The sequence below is a fragment of the Agrobacterium sp. RC10-4-1 genome, assembly GCF_014138475.1.
Lineage (GTDB): Bacteria > Pseudomonadota > Alphaproteobacteria > Rhizobiales > Rhizobiaceae > Agrobacterium > Agrobacterium pusense.
The window spans coordinates 274,054-293,978 of the sequence record NZ_JACJIT010000008.1; the positions used below are offsets into that span (position 1 = coordinate 274,054).

General features: G+C 59.3%; 15 protein-coding genes. 8 read left to right on the forward strand and 7 right to left on the reverse strand.

The genetic code is table 11. The features are described from left to right. Positions 1 to 53: 53 nt before the first annotated feature. From FHW77_RS21705 to FHW77_RS21720, 4 genes are all read right to left on the reverse strand, one after another. Positions 54 to 761, reverse strand: a complete 708-nt coding sequence (locus FHW77_RS21705) for a FadR/GntR family transcriptional regulator (protein ID WP_004437348.1) — start codon at positions 759 to 761, stop codon at positions 54 to 56. Positions 762 to 765: 4 nt separating this feature from the next. Continuing rightward, positions 766 to 1,806, reverse strand: a complete 1,041-nt coding sequence (locus FHW77_RS21710; RefSeq protein WP_100911292.1) for a four-carbon acid sugar kinase family protein — start codon at positions 1,804 to 1,806, stop codon at positions 766 to 768. 185 nt (positions 1,807 to 1,991) lie between these two features. Then, positions 1,992 to 4,235 (reverse strand): polysaccharide deacetylase family protein, encoded by a 2,244-nt coding sequence (locus FHW77_RS21715; RefSeq protein WP_100911291.1) that lies wholly within the window; start codon positions 4,233 to 4,235, stop codon positions 1,992 to 1,994. A 156-nt stretch (positions 4,236 to 4,391) separates the two neighbouring features. After that, positions 4,392 to 4,781 (reverse strand): acyl-CoA thioesterase, encoded by a 390-nt coding sequence (locus FHW77_RS21720; protein ID WP_004437343.1) that lies wholly within the window; start codon positions 4,779 to 4,781, stop codon positions 4,392 to 4,394. A gap of 175 nt (positions 4,782 to 4,956) precedes the next feature. Between FHW77_RS21720 and FHW77_RS21725 the strand changes: the two genes are divergently transcribed. After that, entirely contained in the window at positions 4,957 to 5,151 is a 195-nt protein-coding gene (locus tag FHW77_RS21725; protein ID WP_004437341.1) for a hypothetical protein, read from the forward strand. 39 nt (positions 5,152 to 5,190) lie between these two features. Here FHW77_RS21725 and FHW77_RS21730 read toward each other — a convergent pair whose 3' ends face one another. Both FHW77_RS21730 and FHW77_RS21735 read right to left on the reverse strand, forming a co-directional pair. Beyond that, the gene (locus FHW77_RS21730) at positions 5,191 to 7,002 is read right to left on the reverse strand and encodes an ABC transporter ATP-binding protein/permease (RefSeq protein WP_006699950.1); all 1,812 of its coding nucleotides are present in this window, start codon (positions 7,000 to 7,002) and stop codon (positions 5,191 to 5,193) included. Beyond that, positions 6,959 to 7,222: a hypothetical protein gene (locus FHW77_RS21735; protein WP_034500309.1), complete on the reverse strand. Its 264-nt coding sequence runs from the start codon at positions 7,220 to 7,222 to the stop codon at positions 6,959 to 6,961. Before FHW77_RS21735 ends, FHW77_RS21730 begins: the two co-directional genes overlap by 44 nt. A 71-nt stretch (positions 7,223 to 7,293) precedes the next feature. Between FHW77_RS21735 and FHW77_RS21740 the strand changes: the two genes are divergently transcribed. From FHW77_RS21740 to FHW77_RS21770, 7 genes are all read left to right on the forward strand, one after another. Beyond that, positions 7,294 to 10,620 carry a transglutaminase family protein gene (locus tag FHW77_RS21740; RefSeq protein ID WP_100911290.1) on the forward strand — a complete coding sequence of 1,109 codons (3,327 nt, stop codon included), beginning with the start codon at positions 7,294 to 7,296 and terminating at the stop codon, positions 10,618 to 10,620. A gap of 1 nt (position 10,621) precedes the next feature. Next, the gene (locus tag FHW77_RS21745) at positions 10,622 to 13,027 is read left to right on the forward strand and encodes a circularly permuted type 2 ATP-grasp protein (RefSeq protein ID WP_100911289.1); all 2,406 of its coding nucleotides are present in this window, start codon (positions 10,622 to 10,624) and stop codon (positions 13,025 to 13,027) included. A 4-nt stretch (positions 13,028 to 13,031) separates the two neighbouring features. Next, positions 13,032 to 13,913 (forward strand): transglutaminase family protein, encoded by an 882-nt coding sequence (locus FHW77_RS21750; protein ID WP_100911288.1) that lies wholly within the window; start codon positions 13,032 to 13,034, stop codon positions 13,911 to 13,913. Between the two features lie 165 nt (positions 13,914 to 14,078). Continuing rightward, positions 14,079 to 15,323 carry a vWA domain-containing protein gene (locus FHW77_RS21755; RefSeq protein ID WP_100911287.1) on the forward strand — a complete coding sequence of 415 codons (1,245 nt, stop codon included), beginning with the start codon at positions 14,079 to 14,081 and terminating at the stop codon, positions 15,321 to 15,323. A 124-nt stretch (positions 15,324 to 15,447) separates the two neighbouring features. Then, positions 15,448 to 17,070, forward strand: coding sequence for an ABC-F family ATP-binding cassette domain-containing protein (locus FHW77_RS21760; RefSeq protein ID WP_004437328.1), 1,623 nt, complete (start codon positions 15,448 to 15,450; stop codon positions 17,068 to 17,070). A 60-nt stretch (positions 17,071 to 17,130) separates the two neighbouring features. Continuing rightward, positions 17,131 to 18,123, forward strand: a complete 993-nt coding sequence (locus FHW77_RS21765; protein WP_182590688.1) for a 2-hydroxyacid dehydrogenase — start codon at positions 17,131 to 17,133, stop codon at positions 18,121 to 18,123. 127 nt (positions 18,124 to 18,250) lie between these two features. After that, complete coding sequence (locus tag FHW77_RS21770; RefSeq protein ID WP_022563314.1) at positions 18,251 to 19,399, forward strand: alpha-hydroxy acid oxidase; 1,149 nt, start codon at positions 18,251 to 18,253, stop codon at positions 19,397 to 19,399. A 27-nt stretch (positions 19,400 to 19,426) separates the two neighbouring features. On the opposite strand, the gene FHW77_RS21775 is transcribed toward FHW77_RS21770, so the two are convergent. Next, a complete protein-coding gene (locus FHW77_RS21775) occupies positions 19,427 to 19,771 on the reverse strand; it encodes a hypothetical protein (RefSeq protein WP_006699943.1) in 345 nt (114 codons plus the stop codon). Positions 19,772 to 19,925 lie beyond the last annotated feature (154 nt).

Genomic DNA, 19,925 nt, shown 5'->3' on the forward strand with positions numbered 1-19,925 from the left:
AGAACCGATGCGCGTGACCGCGCATCGGTTCTCGGGCCGTTTACTTGAGCCGCCTAATCTCCGTGCGATGACTCGAAAAGCCGGTCGCGCGATCCTGTCAGGTGCTGCAGCATCAATTGGCGGGCTGAATCGGCATCTCCATCCGCGATCGCCTTTGCGATGGCCTCGTGCTCGGCAAAAACGCGGGTCAGGCCTGAGGCCTCGCGCTTTACGGACATGCCGTGGAATTTCATCCCGACCGCGATATGATCCTTGAGAGCCTCCATCGCGGTGGAGAAATAGCTGTTCCGCGCCGCCCGCGCGATGGCAAGGTGGAACTGATAGTCGGCATCCTCGCGGTGGGACTGGCGGTTGGTCGCATCCCGCATCAGCTCAAGCGCCTTCCTGATGGCCGCAAGTCTTTCGGCGTCATGCCGTAATGCCGCGGCAGCGGCCGCCGCGGGCTCGAGCGTCAGCCTGAATTCGTAGCAATTCAGAAGGTCCGCAACGTTTTCCAGCTGTCCGAAGCCAAGCGGTTCACGCAAACCGAAGGCCCGGACATAGCTGCCGGAACCCCTGCGGGAGTAAATGAAACCCTGCTCGCGTAATCGCCGTAGTGCCTCGCGAACGACCGGCCGGGACACTTCGAATTCCATGGCGAGTTCATGTTCGGTCGGCAATCTTTCATCCGGCTTGTAGGCGCCGGATTTTATCGCCCGGTGCATCCTTTCGAAAATAATGTCCGGAAGTGCCTTGCGCGCCGTTTCTTTCATCAGCCCCATCTGGTCAGCTCTCTCCAGCATCTGTCGCGCCAAGCATCATTTTCGCGATACGTTTCAGTGTGTCAGCTTGCCCAAAACCGCCCGATTTCGCAATGATGCATTGGTTTCCCGCCCAGCCGACACCGAGGCCCGGCAGGCACTCGCCGGCAAGACGCAGCCGCAAAATGCCCATCGCGCGCAGCACCGCCTCGGCCGTTGCCCCGCCCGACAGAAGCAGCCTGCCCGCGCCGGCCGTGAAGTGCGGAACGACCCCTTCCGCCAGCCGGTCTGAAACTTCAAGCGAAGAAAGATACTGATCCCCCTGGGTTGCCTGAATGAGGGAAAGGTCGACGTCTTCATCCGCGTCCCGAGGAACGGCACCGTTGGGCGCTTCAATGATCGACACCAGATCCGCGCTCTTGAGGACGTCAATCTGCTCCAATGTAATCGGATCGCGGGAACCGATGACAAAGATCCCCTTGCCAGGTGGAACGGTTGCAACATCGGGCAGGACGCGCGCCGCCATCACCGAAGCCAGCGTCTCTGCAAGACCACGCGCGCCAATGAAAAGATCAACCCCTTCAGCCTGCGCGGCAGAAAGGGCCTGCCTGATATCCTCAGTCGTTCGCGTATCGGGTATTGAACAACGCAGGGCATGTCTTCCCAGTTTTTCATCAATCGCGATGGCGGTTTCAACCCCAAAGCCCGAGACGGCGCCGCCGCTGACGATACGTCCGAAATCCGGAATTGCCGGCACGACAAGAGCGCGCCGGAAAGAAATTGCATCCATTTCAGCCGCAATATGTCCCTTCAGGCGGGAATCGATCTTTTTGAACAGGATCGTGTCGGCTGGAACCAGTGCCAGTAGTTCCTGTGTGCGACGTCGGGCCTCGTCCGCCTTCCCATCGCGGCATCCAAGATTGACGCTGAGAACGGCAGGGGCAGCGGCCAGCGCCGCATGCACGCCTTCCAGCCCCGTTGCCACCTCTGTCACCATTCCGCGCCCGGCAAAGGGGGCGGCCGCGTCGAGCGCGCCGGTCAGATCATCGGCAAAAATCAACAGCACGGCATCGCCTTCAAAAAGTTGTAAGGTTTTACGTCGATAAATTTATTTATATTCAATAGATAAAGAGATGTGAATAACAAAATTGATCGCACGGACCTTTCAAGTCGCCGGAGAGAAATGGAAAGCAAGATCAGCCATGCCCACCGGTAGCGGGGTGCCAGCAAGGATGACGAACCCTCGCGTCGCTAAACGAAGCGGAAAGGCAGACCGGAGATAAGGGCTTTGACGAAGCGCTTTTTCTGAAAGCGGCCGTTCAGTGAAACACGCGGCAAGAGTGTGGGCTTTTCGAGACTGCCGAGGCCGAGAACCCCCGCCTGTGTGGTGACTGCCGCGGAAAACCCTGCGTCCGATACCGCCTTCGCCTCGCGCTCGCCCACCGCCTTCGTCCAACCATAGGGATAAGAAAAGGAGCGCGGTGTATGGCCCGCATATTCCTTTACCCGGCGCTTCGATTCCACAATCTCGTAAGCCAGGCGCTCAGCGTCGATCTTGCGCATATTCACATGGGTCATGGTATGGGCGCCGAGATGCACCAGAGGATCCTCCGACAGCGCTCTGAGTTCTGCCGCATCCATGATGAGTTCGTCCACGATGGCAACCGGATCGATGCCACACTGTCGAGCGGCGCGATCGATCCTCTCCACCGCTTCATCTTCGGCGGCACTTTGGACAAAATTTTCCAGCCGCGCGAATGCATCCGCTTTTTGCAGGAGCGTTCCGCATGTCACGTGCTCCGGCCCTGCCCCGAAATCGAAATCGAACGACGCCGCCTTCTGCGTCAAGGCGGCGGCGGTCTCCCACCACAGGCCGCGTGTACGCTCGACAAAACCGGGCGTGATGAAGACCGTGTAGGGAACGTTATATTTGCGAAAGATCGGCGCGGCGTAGTCTGCGTTGTTGCGATAGCCATCATCAAGCGTGAAGGCACAAAACGACCGGTCTTCTCCGCTGCCGGCAAGCAGTGCCGGAAGATCATGCAGGTGAACGGGAACGAGACCCGATTCGAGCGCCGCCTGTATGGCCTCTTCGAGGAACTCCGGCGTGACGGACAATTGTACATTGGGCGCGAAAGCCGAAACAGCGCCGCCCGGACGCACGTGGTGAAGCGTGAAGATGACACCTCGCCCGGCAAGCGAAGGGAATGCCGAGCGGACAGCCGGAAGGGAACTCACCTCCAGCCCGGCCCTTATGACGGTGTATTTCACAAGGCGTTTTACCGGCTGCAGCAAAAGGTCCGCGGGTTGTCGCGACGACAGGCCGGGTAATATACGCTTTTTCAACACCCTGAAAGCTGTGAGCGGCAGGTCGATCAGGCCCGGCAGCGGGTCATTCAGCGCAAATGCAGCCCAACTGCGGACTTTGGCGAGGGACGCAAGATAGTCGGCAGCCCGCACCTCACCTCTCCGCCCCAGGGTAAATGCGGCAACAAGATCACGGACAAGATAGGACCACGACGTGCCGTTGCGGGGCTTGACCGGCTCGCCGGTCGGCTCTTCGTTGGCGGCACGCCATAACAATGCGCCAAGATCAATGCCGGCAGCAGAACAGAGGCCGAACCACGACCAAGGACGCGGATTCACATCGAGAAGTTTCAGCGTCCCGTCCCGGTCATCGAACTTGAATTCCACCTCGACCATTCCGCTATGACCGGCGGACCTCAATATTGTCCGGGCGGCATCGATCGCCGACGGGTTGTCGACAATCTCGACCCGAGTGCTGGTGTAACCGAAATCGACGGGATACTGACGGACGCGCCGGGCGGTGAATTCCGCCACTGGTTCTCCGTTCAGCCACAGGGCAGCATAGGAGAACTGGTTTCGTCCGCCACCTGGAATGAGTTCCTGCACCACCACATTGCCGGCGCCGATCTCTTCGCTGGCCTCGGCAAAGGCGGCTTTCAGGGCCTGCCGATCTTCGGCGCGGACGACCTTGGCGCGGGCGATCGCGGTATCGCCGCCGCCCATATTTGGCTTGAGAATGACGGGAAACAGCACGTCAAGCGCATCGATATCAGCGGCTGATGCCAGCGCATAGGTCCTGGGAATGCTGACGCCGAGTTCCGCCGCACGCCTGTATAGCAGCGGTTTTTCACACAGCCATTGCAGCGCCGCCCAGTCCGGCAGAACGATCTTGTAGAGAGCCGAAAGTTCATCGTGATGCTGCGAAACGAGCTGAACCTCACCATCGCCGGATGGGACCAGCAGCCAACCCTTGAGATGATGCCTGTCGGCCATCTGCCGCAGGAAAGACATTGCCCCTGCGTCGTGCGGACCGGCCCAGCGTATTGTCTCCCGCACGAAACGCGACCAGCTAGGCAGGGGTGAGTCATGGGTGAGGTAATAAACAGGCACATTCAGGGCCCCGAGGCTGCGCGCGAGGGCGAGCGTGCCATGAGCGCCGCCGACAATAACAACACCTGGAATGGTCAAAGCCTGATCCCCGTCCTACTCCATATCTTGATCGCAAAAATTGATAAATAAATTCGATATTTCCGAAATATGGGGGTCGCGGAAAGGCCAAGGCGCTTGCGCTGCCGGTCTCTCCACGATGCGTTCCGGACAGCATCCGGAAGGAAAATCAACGCCTCATACGTCTTTCCGAACCGGGCGCGGCTCACCGTTCTCATCGACGGCGACCATGATGAAGACGGCCTCTGTCACCTTTTCACGCGAATCCCGATAGTGCCGGCGCGTCCAAGCTTCGATCTTGAGCGTGACGGAGGTGCGGCCAATCTTTTCGATGCGGGTATAGACGCACAATGTATCACCGATCTTGACCGGCTTCTTGAAGACGATCTCGTTGACTGCGACGGTGACGGTTCGGCCCCCGGCCACATCATTGGCGCGGACGAAAGCGGCAAGGTCCATCTGCGACATGACCCAGCCGCCGAAAATATCGCCGGCCGGATTGGCATCGGCAGGCATGGCAAGCGTTCTGAGCGTCAGTTCCATATCGGCGGGCGGCTGCTGATCCATCTGTCAAATTCCTTTCACAAACCTCCCGCTGCCGGACTTAAACAACCGCACCCCTTCCGCCAATAGCCGATTTGTCGCGGCAGCCCTTCCAAAACCGCAAGGAATCACAGGGGCATCGTAAGCTTCGGTTAACCATGATGGGGCACGATTCCAAAAAAAGTGCGGGGGCGTACAAATGGCCTATGACTGGAGTGGAAACAACACGATACAGCAGCGTTACGATCGTATAGTTCTGGCGGTCGCTAGCGTTGTCGCCATCAGCCTGGCAACAGGTACACTGGCTTTCCGCTCACAGGTGGAGCCGAACAACACCATAAGTATCGCCAAACAACAGCGGCTCAACTCTGAAAAATGGCATTTGCGGCTCTGATACGCCTCGATCGGCACACCCGGCAGCACGACCATTGAGCTATTGCGGGGCGCCGCCATCGCGCCTGTCGGTCCCGTCCTTCTGGGAGACGTGGTCTAGATGGGCGACCGCCGGAGAAAGAATCGACAGAAAAGTCTCGGACCGGCCGATATAAACAATCGCCGCGCCCTCGATCCCGTTCAAAACCCCGGCCAGCGTGTCCTGCGTCTGTTTTTCCAAGCCTTCCAGCAGATCGTCAATGACGATGAATTTCGGTTTCAGCAACAGCGCATTGGCAACCCGGATGCTGGCCTGTTCGTCCGAATCCAGTTTTTTGTCCCAACGGATGTTTTCATCAAGACGAGAGGCCATCTCGCCGAGACCCGATGCGGCGAGCGCCGAAACATAATCCTCATCCGCAAAGCGCTGGGGTGCACGCGGATAAGCCATGATTTCGCGCAGCGTTCCTGCCGGCAGATAACCGTGCTGAGCAATGAAAAGCGTGTCGGTTTGATCCGGCATCTCTATCCTGCCCTGGCCCCAGGGCCACAGCCCCGCCATAGCTGCGAACAAAAGCCGCCGGTTCACACCTTGCTCGCCATTGATCATCAGCCGTTCGCCCGGCCCGACCTCGACATCCGCCTCATGCAGCATGAACCCGCGTTCAATGTCCTGCCCGCCCGCATCGCGGCAGATCGTAACCGACTGAAGACGGATTCTGTCATTTTCCGCACTGCGTTGCAGATCGATCGTCAGGCCGTGCTGTTCCACGCTGTCCATCTGGATCAAAGCGTTCCGGAACACGGAGACACGCTGCAACGTCGCCTTCCAGCTGGCGATCGGCCCGAAATTGTCGATATACCAGCGTAGCGCCGTATTCACCTGATTGAAGGCGCCGACCGCCATCATCAGCCCGCCGAAAGTGAGATTGCCGGAAAAATAGACCGGAGCCGCGATCAGGATCGGCGCCACCACCGCCAGCCAGCCATATCCCGCCGAGACCCAGGTCAGATGTGTCAGCGCCATGGCGAGTCCCCGGATGACACCGAGGACGGCATCGATATCGACGCCAATCCGCCGCCTCTCATTTTTTTCGCCACGCGCAAGGGCAATGGCGGCAAGATTTTCGCTCGCCCGCATTAGCGAAAAGCGAAGCTCAGCCTCTTTGGAATAACGCTCCGCGTTCAGCCCCACCAGCCGATAACCGACGAGGTTGCTGAGCAGGGAAGCGGAACCGGCATAAAGGATTGCCGCCCAGACCATATAGCCGGGGATAGCATAGGTATCGCCGCTGATGGTAATGGCAAAGCCCGCCGAGAGCGACCAGAGGACGCCGATGAAGCTGACAAGCAGGATCGTCGCGTTCACAAGACCGATCGAAAGCGCCGTACTGCTTTCGGCGAGGTTGCGGACATCGTCATGGAGCCGCTGGTCCGGATTGATGGCTATCGTACCGAAACTGGCGAGGCGGGCGGCTCGACCCGGCTTCAGCCACTGGTCCACCATATCCTTGGCAAGACCCTCGCGCATGTTAAGCGCCGTCATCTGGTTGAGCCAGGTCTGAATGACGTTGAGGAGCAGCAACAGCCCGGCGATAACCGCGAAAACCTCGAGCTGATGAAGGAAGGCGTCGAGATCGCGCCGTTCCAGCGCGTTATAAAACGGCGCATTCCATTCGTTGAGCCTGATCTGCCCGTAGGCCGTCAGCAATATCACCGTGAGAAGGGCCATCGACAGCAAGATCAGACGGTTGCGCACCGGCGATGTCCAGAAGGCGCGCCCCATCACGCGCAGCTGAGCCGGAAAATCGAGATCGAAGCCCGAAAGGTTAGCCGCGCCCTTGCGCTGATCGTCGCTTACCGATGTTGCCATTCATCCATTCCGAAACGTCAGTGGGCAAAGAAAGCCGGTCGCGATTCTGCGCCTTTCGATGCCAAGCAATAACACGCCGTTCGACCATGTCCACAATGCCGGCGAAATCTCCGCGGCGACAACCTGAAAGCCCGCGCAATTCTTCGTGCAGGCAAATGAAGCGGCTTCGACCAACAATGCGATTGCCCCAGGAAATGATCCTTGCTTTCTTTTCCTGCATTGCACAAAATCCGAGTAATTTCAGAGGGGCGGACAAACCGCATAAGCCGGAAAACCGGGCAAGGCAGATTAATGGCGATCAAAGCGAGCATCTATCATCTGACGCATTATAAATACGACAATCCGGTTCGCCTTGGACCACAGATCATCAGACTGAAGCCCGCCTCACATTCCAGAACCAGCGTCATCAGCCATTCTCTCAAGGTTTCACCCTCCAATCACTTCGTGAACCTTCAGCAGGATCCCTACGGTAATTACCTTGCCCGCTTCGTTTTTCCGGAACCGGTGAGCGAATTCAAGATCGAGGTCGATCTTGTCGCCGATATGACGGTTTATAATCCGTTCGATTTCTTTGTGGAGGAAGAGGCGACAAAGTGGCCCTTCGACTATCCGCAGGAACTGCGCGACGATCTCTCCATCTACATGAAGCCGGAACCGACCGGCCCTCTGCTCGCCGCCTTCATGGCCACTGTCGACCGCACTCCAAGTCAGCAGACGGTGGACATGGTCGTCGGCCTCAACGCCCGCCTGCAGCAGGAGATCGGTTACGTCATCCGCATGGAACCCGGCGTCCAGACACCTGAGGAGACGCTTGCTTCCGGCAAGGGGTCCTGCCGCGATACCAGCTGGCTGCTCGTGCAGGTCCTGAGGCATCTTGGCCTCGCTGCCCGTTTCGTGTCGGGATATCTCATCCAGTTGACACCGGACCTCAAGGCGCTGGACGGCCCATCCGGCACCGAGGTGGACTTCACCGATCTGCACGCATGGGCCGAAGTTTATATGCCGGGTGCGGGCTGGATCGGCCTCGACCCCACGTCCGGTCTGTTGACCGGCGAGAGCCATATTCCCTTGGCGGCAACACCGCATTACCGCAACGCCGCGCCTATTTCCGGCGGCTATTACGGCCATGCCAACACGGAATTCGCCTTCGACATGCAGGTCCGGCGGGTTGCCGAGACGCCGCGCATCACCAAACCTTTTTCGGACGAAAGCTGGGACGAACTCAATGCGCTCGGCCAGGAGGTCGATGAGGTTCTGAATACCCATGATGTCCGGTTGACCATGGGCGGCGAACCGACCTTCGTTTCCATCGACGATTTCGAATCCGATGAGTGGAACACCGGTGCGGTGGGGCCGACAAAGCGCGAAAAGGCCGACCTGCTGATCCGCCGCCTGCGCGAGCGTTTCGCACCGGGTGGGTTTTTGCATTACGGCCAGGGAAAATGGTATCCGGGCGAAAGCCTGCCGCGCTGGACGTTCTCGCTCTATTGGCGCAAGGATGGACTGCCAATCTGGCAGAACCCGGCGCTTATCGCCGAGGAGGGCGCGAATACCGGCGCAAAGGCGGAAGACGCGCAGAAACTGCTGGGCGGCATCGCCTCCCATCTCGGCATCGAACGGGAGCTGGTGCTGCCGGCCTATGAGGATCCGGCGGAATGGATCATCAAGGAAGGAAGCCTTCCCGACAATGTTGACCCGTCAAATTCCAAGCTGAAGGACCCGGAGGAGCGAAACCGCATAGCCCGCGTCTTCGAGCGGGGACTGACGACACCGACCGGCTATATTCTTCCCGTTCAGGCGTGGAATGCGCGCGCCGCCGGCAAGCGCTGGATCAGCGAAAAATGGAAGACGCGGCGCGGTAAAATATTCCTCGTTCCGGGTGACAGCCCGGTGGGTTACCGCCTGCCACTGGGCACCCTGCCCTATGTGCCGCCATCCGCCTATCCCTATATTCACGAGGCAGACCCCTCGATCCCTCGCGGTCCGCTTCCCGACGTCTTCACGCCATCGGGCCGCGCCATGCCCGAAGCTTCTTTCCATGCCAGCGAAGCCGCGGGGCAGGAACGCGTAGAGCAGACGATCGGCGAAATCGGCGGCGCGGTGCGCACCGCCATGTCGGTGGAACCGCGTGATGGCAGGCTCTGCGTCTTCATGCCGCCAGTGGAACGCATCGAGGACTATCTCGAGCTGATTGCAGCAGCGGAGGCGGCTGCCGCCGAGCTTGGATTGCCAGTCCACATAGAGGGTTATGCGCCGCCGCATGATGAGCGTATCAATGTAATCCGCGTCGCGCCCGATCCCGGTGTCATAGAGGTCAACATCCACCCCGCTTCAAGCTGGAAGGACTGTGTCGACATTACCACCGCAGTCTACGAAGAGGCGCGCCAGTCACGTCTCGGTGCCGACAAATTCATGATCGATGGCCGTCATACCGGCACCGGCGGCGGCAACCATGTGGTGGTGGGCGGCGCCAATCCCAATGACAGCCCATTCCTGCGCCGACCCGATCTTCTGAAAAGTCTTGTGCTGCACTGGCAGCGGCACCCCTCGCTTTCCTATCTCTTCTCAGGGCTCTTCATCGGCCCGACGAGCCAGGCGCCACGTATCGACGAAGCCCGCCACGACAGTCTCTACGAACTGGAGATCGCGCTTGCGCAGGTGCCGCTGCCCGGTGAAGGCGTTCCGCCCTTGCCATGGCTGGTTGACCGCCTGTTCCGCAATCTTCTGACGGATGTAACGGGCAATACCCACCGCGCCGAAATCTGCATCGACAAGCTGTTTTCGCCTGATGGACCCACCGGCCGCCTCGGGCTGGTGGAATTTCGCGGTTTCGAAATGCCGCCGAATGCGCGCATGTCGCTTGCCCAGCAGTTGCTGGTGCGTGCTCTCATCGCGCGTTTCTGGAAAAACCCGGCCGTCGGCAAATTCGTGCGCTGGGGCACGGCACTCGCCGATCGTTTCATGCTACCGCATTATATCTGGGCGGATTTCCTGGATGTGCTTGCAGACCTCAGGGAAAACGGTTTCGACCTGAAGCCCGAATGGTTCACCGCCCAGCAGGAATTCCGTTTCCCCTTCTTCGGGGAGGTGGAATATGAAGGATCAAAGCTGGAATTGCGCCAGGCGCTGGAACCCTGGCATGTGATGGGCGAACAGGGCGCCATCGGCGGCACCGTGCGTTATGTCGACAGCTCCGTCGAGCGCCTGCAGGTGCGGCTCGAAACGTCCAATCCCGCCCGCTACGCGGTGGCCTGCAACGGCCGCGCCGTTCCGCTGACTCCGACGGAAAACCGCAGCGTCGCAGTTGCCGGCGTCCGCTTCAAGGCATGGCAGCCCGCTTCCGGCCTGCATCCCGTGCTGCCCGTCAATTCACCCTTGACCTTTGACATTTATGATACATGGTCGAGGCGATCGATCGGCGGATGCATCTATCATGTTGCTCATCCGGGCGGGCGCAATTACGAGACATTTCCCGTCAACGGCAATGAGGCGGAGGCACGCCGCCTCGCCCGTTTCGAACCATGGGGGCATACGGCAGGGCAATATCCGCTTCGGGCGGAAACCGTGTCGCCAGAATTTCCGCTGACGCTCGATCTGCGCCGGCCTTACGGAGTATAAATTGTCCAAAGCCCCGGCAACGGAACGCAAGACGGAAACGAGCGCGCGACCAAGCGGGCTTGAATATTCCCCTTTGCCTGGCGTTGCCGACGAAATGCTCGATAACAACGGCACGGTGAGACCGGTCTGGAAGACCCTGCTCGAGGCCCTCTCGCGCATGTCTGAGCGGGAGCTGCATGAGCGTTTTGCCCGCACTGACCGCTATCTGCGCGATGCCGGCGTGTTCTACCGCGATTACGGCAAGGGCAGCAGCGAAAGAAACTGGCCGATCTCCCATATTCCGGTGCTGATCGACGACCGGGAATGGACGGTTCTTGCCGAGGGGTTGAAGCAGCGCGCCAATCTTCTGGAAGCCATGGTCGCCGATTTTTACGGCGAAAACCGACTGGTGAAGGAAGGTTATGTGCCGCCGGCGCTGATTGCCTCCAATCCCGAATATCTGCGACCCATGGTCGGCGTAAAGCCGGCAAGCGGTCATTACCTGCATTTCTGTTCCTTCGAGATCGGGCGTGGGCCAGATGGCAACTGGTGGGTGCTGGCCGACAGGACACAGGCGCCCTCCGGTGCGGGTTTCGCGCTCGAAAACCGGGTGGCGACCACGCGTGCGCTCTCCGACATCTATGCCGAAACCCATGTTCACCGTCTGGCCTCGTTTTTTGGTGCTTTCCGCGACACGCTGCAGGCGCAAAGAAAACACCCTGACGACCGGATCGCCGTGTTAACGCCCGGCCCGGCCAACGAGACCTATTTCGAACACGCCTATATCGCCCGTTATCTTGGCTTCATGCTGCTGGAGGGCGAAGACCTGACCGTTGTCAATGGCCGCGTCATGGTCAGAACGGTTGCCGGGTTGAAGCCGATCGGCGTCCTCTGGCGGCGTCTCGACGCATCCTATTCCGATCCGCTGGAGCTCAACCAGCAATCCCATATCGGCACGCCGGGCATGGTACAGGCATTGCGCAATGAAGCGCTCACCATCGTCAACGCGCTCGGCAGCGGAATTCTGGAAACGCGGGCGCTGCTTGCCTTCATGCCGCGCATCTGCCGCCACATTCTCGGCGAAGAACTGAAATTGCCGTCCATCGCCACCTGGTGGTGCGGACAGGAGGCTGAACGCCGTCACGTCGCCGGCAATATCGAAGGCATGGTCATTGGCCCGGCCTATTCCCGGCTTCCGTTCTTCGACGATAACGGCCAGTCCGTGCTTGGCTCTTCCCTGAGAGAAACTGCAAAGGAATCGATCAGCGACTGGCTTGCCTCCGATGGCCACAGGCTGGTGGGCCAGGAAGTGGTGAAGCTTTCAACCACCCCGGCCTATATCGACAACAAGCTCGTGCCGCGCCCGATGAGCCTTCGTGTATTTGCCGCCCGTACCCAGGATGGCTGGCAGATCATGCCGGGTGGCTTTGCCCGGATCGGCAGCGGTGACGACGTGTCCGCCATCGCCATGCAATCGGGCGGAAGCGCGGCTGATGTCTGGATCGTCAGCGACAGACCGGTGGAGCGCACCACGCTTCTGCCGGCGGAAGAGAGCTTCACCCGCAACATGCCGGGCAGCCTGCCAAGCCGCGCGGCCGACAATCTCTTCTGGCTGGGTCGTTACATCGAGCGCTCTGAAGGCGCCTTGCGCATCCTTCGCGCCTGGCATGGGCGTTATGCCGAATCCGCTGATCCGCGCCAGCCGCTGCTCGCGCATGTCACGCGGTATCTCGAAGCGCTTGATGTGGAGATGAACGATGCCGTGCCGGAAAGCCTGCTTACCAACATCAACAGCGCGCTTTATTCCGCCAGCAACATTCGTGACCGCTTTTCGCCGGACGGATGGTTGGCGCTGAACGACCTTGCCAAGACAGCCCGCCGTTTCCACGCGAAAGTGGCTCCCGGCGACGACGCGACCCATGCCATGACGGTCCTCTTGCGCAAGCTTGCGGGCTTTGCCGGCTTGGTGCACGAAAACATGTATCGCTTTACCGGCTGGCGTTTCCTGTCGATCGGCCGTTATCTCGAACGCGGACTGCATATGACGCGTCTTCTCGGCCATATGACCGGCCCGGACGCGCCAGATGGATCCTATGACATGCTGCTTGAAATCGGCGACAGCGTCATGACCCATCGCCGGCGCTATAACGTCAATACGGCAGGTCTGACCGTGACCGATCTTCTGGCACTCGACCCGCTCAATCCCCGCTCGATCCTGTTCCAGCTGAACGAGATCCGCACCGAGGTGGAGCAGCTTCCAAACGCCTTCGTCAACGGCCAGATGTCGCCCTTCTACCGCGAGGCGATGCGTCTGCATTCCGGGTTGGCGGTCATGACGCCGGAAAACATGAATGGCGCGATCTACCGCCAGCTCGAAACCGACATGGAGCATCTTTCCGATGTTCTGGCCCGGACCTATCTCGGATAATCCTATGCTCTATGATCTTTCCCTGCATATGGGTTACACCTACGACACGCCGGCACATGGCGCACGCCACATCATCCGCGTCCTGCCGCTCTCCATCCCGGGTCGACAGCGGCTCGTCGCCGGCTCCATCGACGTTTCGCCGACGCCGGAAGAACGGGCCGTCTTCGAGGATTTCTTTCATCTCTCGGCAACATCGGTGCATCTGCGCGCACCGCATGAAAAGCTCGATATTCACATGCAGGCGCGGGTGATGGTGGAAGCCCCGGCATTGACGGCGGATTTTTCGCCCGAGCTTTCCCGCCTGCCGCAGGACCTCGCCGGTGTGTGGTCGCTCGATTTCCAGTCACCGCACCACTTTATCGGCGCTAGTCCAAGGATCGGAATGGACACGGCGATATCCGCCTATGCCCGGGAAGTGCTGAAGCCCGGAATGACCATTCGCGAAATTGCGCTCTCTCTGTGCAAACGGATCCATAAGGACTTCACCTATGACGGCGAGGCGACGACCGTTGATACGACACCCGCGGAGGCCTTCAAACTAAAGCGCGGCGTGTGCCAGGATTTTTCGCATATCATGATCATGGCCTTGCGCAGCCTCGGCATTCCCGCCGGTTATGTCAGCGGTTTCCTGCGTACCATTCCTCCGCCCGGCAAGGAACGGCTTGAAGGCGCCGATGCAATGCACGCCTGGGTGCGCATCTGGTGCGGCGAGGCTGCCGGTTATCTGGAGCTCGATCCCACCAACGACATCGTGGCGGGGAGCGACCATATCGTCGTCGGTTATGGCAGGGATTATTCCGATGTCGCCCCCGTTATCGGGGTATTGAAGAGCTACGGCAACCAGCAGATAAAACAGGCGGTCGACGTGATCCCCATCCAGCAATGACACAACGTGTATTATTCCAGACCTTCGCGACGACAATTCTTGAAAATACTTTGAAAGCTGCGTCAATTTGACCACTGCGTAAAATTGAAGCGATCACCTTAGCGGATTTTACATCGTTTGCGGGTTTCCTGCGCTCAGTCGAATATTCTAATCGGTGAGCCCCCTATGACCGCCTCCGCCTCCGCACCTGACAAATTGAAGCGCCGTTTCCTGACCGATAAGAGCGGCAATTTCGGCATCATGACGGCAATCCTGCTGCCTGTCTTGCTCGGTTTTGCCGGTGCTGGCATGGAGTTGGCGAATGTGATGCAGGTGAAAGCGGACATGCAGAACACTGCGGATTCAGCCGCCCTTGCGGCGGCAACCGAGGCGCGGCTGAAAAAGGGCGATCTGACGGATGCGCAGATCAAGGAAATCGCCAAGGGCTTCATTGCCGCGCAGATGGAAAAAAGCCTGACCGAAGAAGAAAAGAAGAAACTGGAGGAGAATTCTCCAACCAGCATTACGACGACGGAAAATGCCCGCGGCAAGACCTACACGATCGAAACCACGATCAACCACAAGGTTCAGCTCAATCCGCTGCTCGGGTTCATTGGCGCAAAAACACTCGATCTTTCGGTAACCGGCACCGCAAAGAGCACCGTCAACAAGGGTGCTCCGATCTCCATGTATCTGGCGCTTGATCGTTCCGGCTCGATGTCGTTCAAGACGGATACCGTCAATGCCGCAAAAAAGTCGTGCCCGAACTATACCGCCAGCAACTGGGGCAAGAGCGAAGCGCAGGTTACGTCCAGCCCCTGCTATGTCAACAAGGCCACGTCGCTCAAAACCGCGGTCGGATTTCTCGTCGCCACATTGAACAAGGCCGACCCGACCTACACTGCCAACGGCAGTTCGCAACTGGTGCGGACAGGTGCCTCGGTCTATACGCACGAGACCTATGCCGCCCAGCCCCTTAGCTGGGGCACGAGCAGTGTTGTCAGCTATGTGGACAAACAGATTCCGGAATTTCCCACCGGCGGCACGGACGCCCGCAGCAGCCTGAACGCCGCCTATAACGCACTCAAGAAAGCCAATCCCGACGAAGCGAAGGCACATAAAACGCAGGGGAACGAATCCTTCGAGCGCTATATTGTTCTGATGACCGATGGCGAAATGACGGGAAACAGCGCCTCGTGGAATTCCAGCATCGACCAGTCGGTGCGCACCACCTGCGAGACTGCCAAGAAAGATGGAATAAAGATTTTCAGCGTCGCCTTCATGGCGCCAGACAAGGGCAAGGCGCTGCTGCAATATTGCGCATCGAGCGCTGACAATTATTACGCCCCTGAAAACATGGAGCAGATCGTAACAGCCTTTGGCGAAATCGCCCGCAAGGCTGCAGGCAGCATAGCCACGCTCACCAACTGATCCGCTTCCGGCGCCGCCGTGCCGGAGCGCCTTGTCCGCTGCATGGCTGACAGAACATGTGCGGCAGGTGACAGCGGCGGCGGCCCGTGGCATAGGAGGGCCGCTCCCATTCACAGGCCCTGTCATGATCCGCATCGAAAACATCAGCAAGTCGAACAGTCACCGCATTCTCTATATCGAGGCCTCCGCCGCGCTCAATCGCGGTGAGAAGATCGGCCTTGTCGGTCCGAACGGTGCCGGCAAGACAACGCTTTTCCGGATGATCACTGGCGAGGAGCAGCCGGATGAGGGTCAGATCGTCGTCGAAAAGGGCATGACGGTCGGCTATTTCGATCAGGATGTCGGTGAAATGTCCGGCCGCTCTGCCGTGGCCGAGGTTATGGAGGGTGCAGGCCCGGTCAGCGAGGTCGCGGCGGAGCTTCGGGAACTGGAAGCCGCCATGTCCGATCCCGACCGGATGGACGAGATGGACGCCATCATCGAACGTTACGGCGAAGTGCAGGCGCGGTACGAAGAGCTTGATGGTTACGCGCTGGAGGGCCGTGCGCGTGAGGTGCTGGACGGGTTGAGCTTCAGCCAGGAGATGATGGACGGCGATGTTTCCAAGCTTTCCGGCGGCTGGAAGATGCGCGTCGCGCTTGCCCGCATCCTTTTGATGCGGCCGGACGTGATGCTGCTTGACGAACCCTCCAACCATCTCGATCTTGAAAGCCTGATCTGGCTTGAGGATTTCCTGAAGAATTATGACGGCGCGCTGCTGATGACCTCGCACGACCGGGAATTCATGAACCGCATCGTCAACAAGATCATCGAAATCGACGGCGGGAGTCTCACCACCTATTCCGGCGACTACGGCTTTTACGAACAGCAGCGCGCGCAAAATGAAAAGCAGCAGCAGGCACAGTTTGAACGCCAGCAGGCCATGCTCGCCAAGGAAATCAAGTTCATCGAACGTTTCAAGGCGCGCGCCTCGCATGCCGCGCAGGTGCAGAGCCGCGTGAAAAAGCTCGACAAGATTGATCGCGTTGAGCCGCCACGCCGGCGCCAGACTGTTGCTTTCGAATTCGCGCCGGCGCCCCGCTCGGGTGAGGATGTCGTGGCGCTGAAGAAGGTGAACAAGGCCTATGGCAGCCGCACCATTTATGGCGATCTCGACTTCATGGTGCGGCGCAAGGAACGCTGGTGCATCATGGGCGTCAATGGTGCAGGAAAATCAACGCTGTTGAAGCTCGTGACCGGCACGGCGGAACCGGATTCCGGCAAGGTTACCCTCGGCGCCAGCGTCAAGCTCGGTTACTTCGCCCAGCACGCCATGGATGTTCTTGATGGTGACAGCACCATCCTGGAATGGCTGGAAGAGCGCTTTCCAAAGGCGGGGCAGGCACCGTTGCGCGCCCTTGCCGGCTGTTTCGGTTTTTCCGGCGACGACGTGGAAAAACGTTGCCGCGTTCTTTCCGGCGGTGAAAAGGCCCGTCTCGTCATGGCTGCCATGCTGTTCGATCCGCCGAATTTCCTCGTGCTGGATGAGCCGACCAACCATCTCGATCTCGACACCAAGGAAATGCTGATCAAGGCCCTCTCGGATTATGAAGGCACGATGCTGTTCGTTTCGCATGACCGTCATTTCCTGGCCGCCCTTTCGAACCGGGTTCTGGAACTGACGCCCGATGGTATCCATCAATATGGTGGCGGGTACACCGAATATGTCGAAAGCACCGGACAGGAAGCCCCGGGCCTTCACAGCTGAGCCATCTGCCGAACGCACCGCCCTGTGACGGCAGCTTTCTTTTGGAGACTGGAGAAGCAGATGCGGATCGTGGTTTACAGCGCCAAGCCCTATGACCGGCAGTTCCTTGACGCTGCCGCCCACCCTGGCATGAAGATGCAATATTGCGAAGCGCGCCTGTCTGCCGAAACGGTGGCGTTGGCGGAGGGAGCGATGGCGATCTGTGCCTTCGTCAATGACGACCTGTCCGGACCGGTGCTCGAGAAACTTGCGGCAATGGGTGTGCGACTTGTCGCCCTGCGATGCGCCGGGTTCAATCAGGTGGACCTTCAGGCCGCCGAAAAGCTTGGCCTCACCATTGCGCGCGTGCCGGCCTATTCGCCCTATGCGGTGGCGGAACACACCATGGCGCTCATCCTGTCGCTCAACCGCAAGATTCACCGCGCCTATAATCGCGTTCGCGAGGGAAATTTCGCACTTGACGGGCTGCTTGGCTTCGATCTTCACGGGAAGACGGTTGGTGTTGTGGGGACGGGAAAGATCGGAGCGATCTTCACGCGTATCGCGGCCGGCTTCGGCTGCCGTCTGCTCGGCCACGATATCCGCCAGAATCCGGATTGCGTGGCGCTGGGCATGACCTATGTCACGCGAAAGGAGCTGTTCCGCGCGTCGGACGTACTCACACTGATGTGCCCGCTGACACCGGAGACCCGCCATCTCATTCGTAGCGAAACGCTGCCGCTGCTGAAAAAGGGCGTAATGCTCATCAATACCAGCCGCGGCGCCATCATCGACACGCAGGCCGCGATTGCCGGATTAAAAGACGGCACAATCGGTTCCCTCGGCATTGACGTCTACGAGGAGGAAGCCGATCTCTTTTTCGAGGATCTGTCCAATGACGTGTTGCGCGATGACGTTTTCGCGCGGTTGTTGACCTTTCCCAATGTTCTGGTAACCGGTCATCAGGGTTTCTTCACACAGGAAGCACTCACAAACATTGCGGTCACGACAATCGCCAATATTGCGAGCTTTCTTGATACCGGCAAGGCGCTGCATGCCGTCTCGAGGGCCTAGGTCGCCGGGATCGCTAACCGCCTGAGAACTGCAAAATTCGCCCCGGACGCAATTGCCCGCCCCTGAGACCCGGTATAGGTTCACTCGATCTTTTTCGAGCTTTCAAAGCTGACCGGTCGGGCAACAGATGCAACTTAAAGACTGCTATAATTTCCACGATTTTCGCCGCATGGCCAAACAGCGTCTTCCCGGACCGATCTTCAACTACATCGACGGCGCAGCCGATGACGAGGTGACGTATCGACGGAACACGGCCGCCTTCGAAAAATGCGATCTGGTTCCGGACGTGCTGCGCGGCGTTGCCGATGTGGATATGTCGGTCACCGTCATGGGGCAGAAGCTGTCAATGCCGGTCTATTGTTCCCCGACGGCACTTCAGCGCCTCTTTCACCATCAGGGAGAACGGGCGGTTGCTGCGGCGGCCGGCAAATTCGGCACGATGTTCGGCGTGTCCTCTCTGGGCACCACAAGTCTGGAGGAAGCGCGCCGGATCAGCGGCGGGCCGCAGGTCTATCAGTTTTATTTCCACAAGGACCGTGGCCTCAACCGCGATATGATGGCGCGCGCAAAAAGCGCCGGTGTGGAAACCATGATGCTGACGGTGGACAGCATCACCGGCGGAAACCGCGAGCGCGACAAGCGCACCGGCTTTGCCATTCCCTTCAAGCTCAATCTTTCCGGCATTGCGCAATTTGCCATGAAGCCGGCATGGGGCATCAATTATCTGACCCATGAGCGCTTCAGCCTGCCGCAACTCGACGATCACATCAAGATGGACGGTGGAGCGCTCTCCATCAGCCGCTATTTCACTGAGATGCTCGATCCTTCCATGAATTGGGAGGACGTGGAGCAGATGGTGCGCGAATGGGGCGGACCTTTTTGCCTGAAAGGCATCATGTCGGTGGACGACGCCCGGCGTGCCGTCGAGATCGGCTGCAGCGGCATCGTGCTCTCCAATCATGGCGGCCGCCAGCTTGATGGTTCCCGCAGCGCTTTCGACCAGCTGGCCGAGATCGTCGATGCGGTCGGTGACCGGATTGACGTGATGATGGATGGCGGCATTCAGCGTGGCACCCATGTACTAAAAGCCCTGTCTCTGGGGGCAAAAGCCGTGGGGCTTGGCCGCTATTATCTTTTCCCGCTTGCCGCTGCAGGCCAGGCGGGGGTCGAGAGGGCCTTGGAAACAATGCGTATCGAAATCGAGCGCGGCATGAAGCTGATGGGCTGCACAACTGTCGAGCAACTGACCCGCCGCAACCTCCGGTTCCGGGACTAGGGAAGCGTTCCACGATCTCAGGGCAGGTCAAAGCCTGCCACTGCCACCGCAGACCATTTCAGCCGCGTTTCGTTGATGTTCCTGAAGCGCCAGACCGATGTTCCAAGTGAGCGCCAGGGATACCAGCACGCAAATGCCACCGGAAATCAGCGAACGATGGCGCCTGGCGCCAGACAAAAACAGCCAGCCGATGACGGCATAGGCCAAAAACGCCGGCACGGCAGCGACAAGAACCGATAGGGGGCCGTCGCAATCGATAGCCTCGATACCGACGGCGCGATATTCATTTGGCGTTCCCACAAGCCCGAGGGCGGCGACGGGGAACATCGCAACCAAAACGGCATAACGGAAAAAGCGGGGCGTATCGGGCATATCTGCTCCCTGACCGGATTATTGACCTCCCTGGTGCGGCCGAGAGGCGCTTTATCGGTGCATGGAAGGAGGATCGCCAATATTTGCCAAGAAAGCCAGTCCTTATGCCGAGATGGCCTTGGCAGACCGTTCCGCATGTGTATATAGTTGCATC

Bases quoted from the DNA above. Each gene is read 5' to 3' on its own strand.
- FHW77_RS21750 (WP_100911288.1), top strand. From the start codon at position 13,032: ATGCTCTATGATCTTTCCCTGCATATGGGTTACACCTACGACACGCCG.
- FHW77_RS21775 (WP_006699943.1), bottom strand. From the start codon at position 19,771: ATGCCCGATACGCCCCGCTTTTTCCGTTATGCCGTTTTGGTTGCGATG.
- FHW77_RS21730 (WP_006699950.1), bottom strand. From the start codon at position 7,002: ATGGCAACATCGGTAAGCGACGATCAGCGCAAGGGCGCGGCTAACCTT.
- FHW77_RS21725 (WP_004437341.1), top strand. From the start codon at position 4,957: ATGGCCTATGACTGGAGTGGAAACAACACGATACAGCAGCGTTACGAT.
- FHW77_RS21770 (WP_022563314.1), top strand. From the start codon at position 18,251: ATGCAACTTAAAGACTGCTATAATTTCCACGATTTTCGCCGCATGGCC.
- FHW77_RS21705 (WP_004437348.1), bottom strand. From the start codon at position 761: ATGGGGCTGATGAAAGAAACGGCGCGCAAGGCACTTCCGGACATTATT.
- FHW77_RS21755 (WP_100911287.1), top strand. From the start codon at position 14,079: ATGACCGCCTCCGCCTCCGCACCTGACAAATTGAAGCGCCGTTTCCTG.
- FHW77_RS21760 (WP_004437328.1), top strand. From the start codon at position 15,448: ATGATCCGCATCGAAAACATCAGCAAGTCGAACAGTCACCGCATTCTC.
- FHW77_RS21740 (WP_100911290.1), top strand. From the start codon at position 7,294: ATGGCGATCAAAGCGAGCATCTATCATCTGACGCATTATAAATACGAC.
- FHW77_RS21720 (WP_004437343.1), bottom strand. From the start codon at position 4,781: ATGGATCAGCAGCCGCCCGCCGATATGGAACTGACGCTCAGAACGCTT.
- FHW77_RS21735 (WP_034500309.1), bottom strand. From the start codon at position 7,222: ATGCAGGAAAAGAAAGCAAGGATCATTTCCTGGGGCAATCGCATTGTT.
- FHW77_RS21765 (WP_182590688.1), top strand. From the start codon at position 17,131: ATGCGGATCGTGGTTTACAGCGCCAAGCCCTATGACCGGCAGTTCCTT.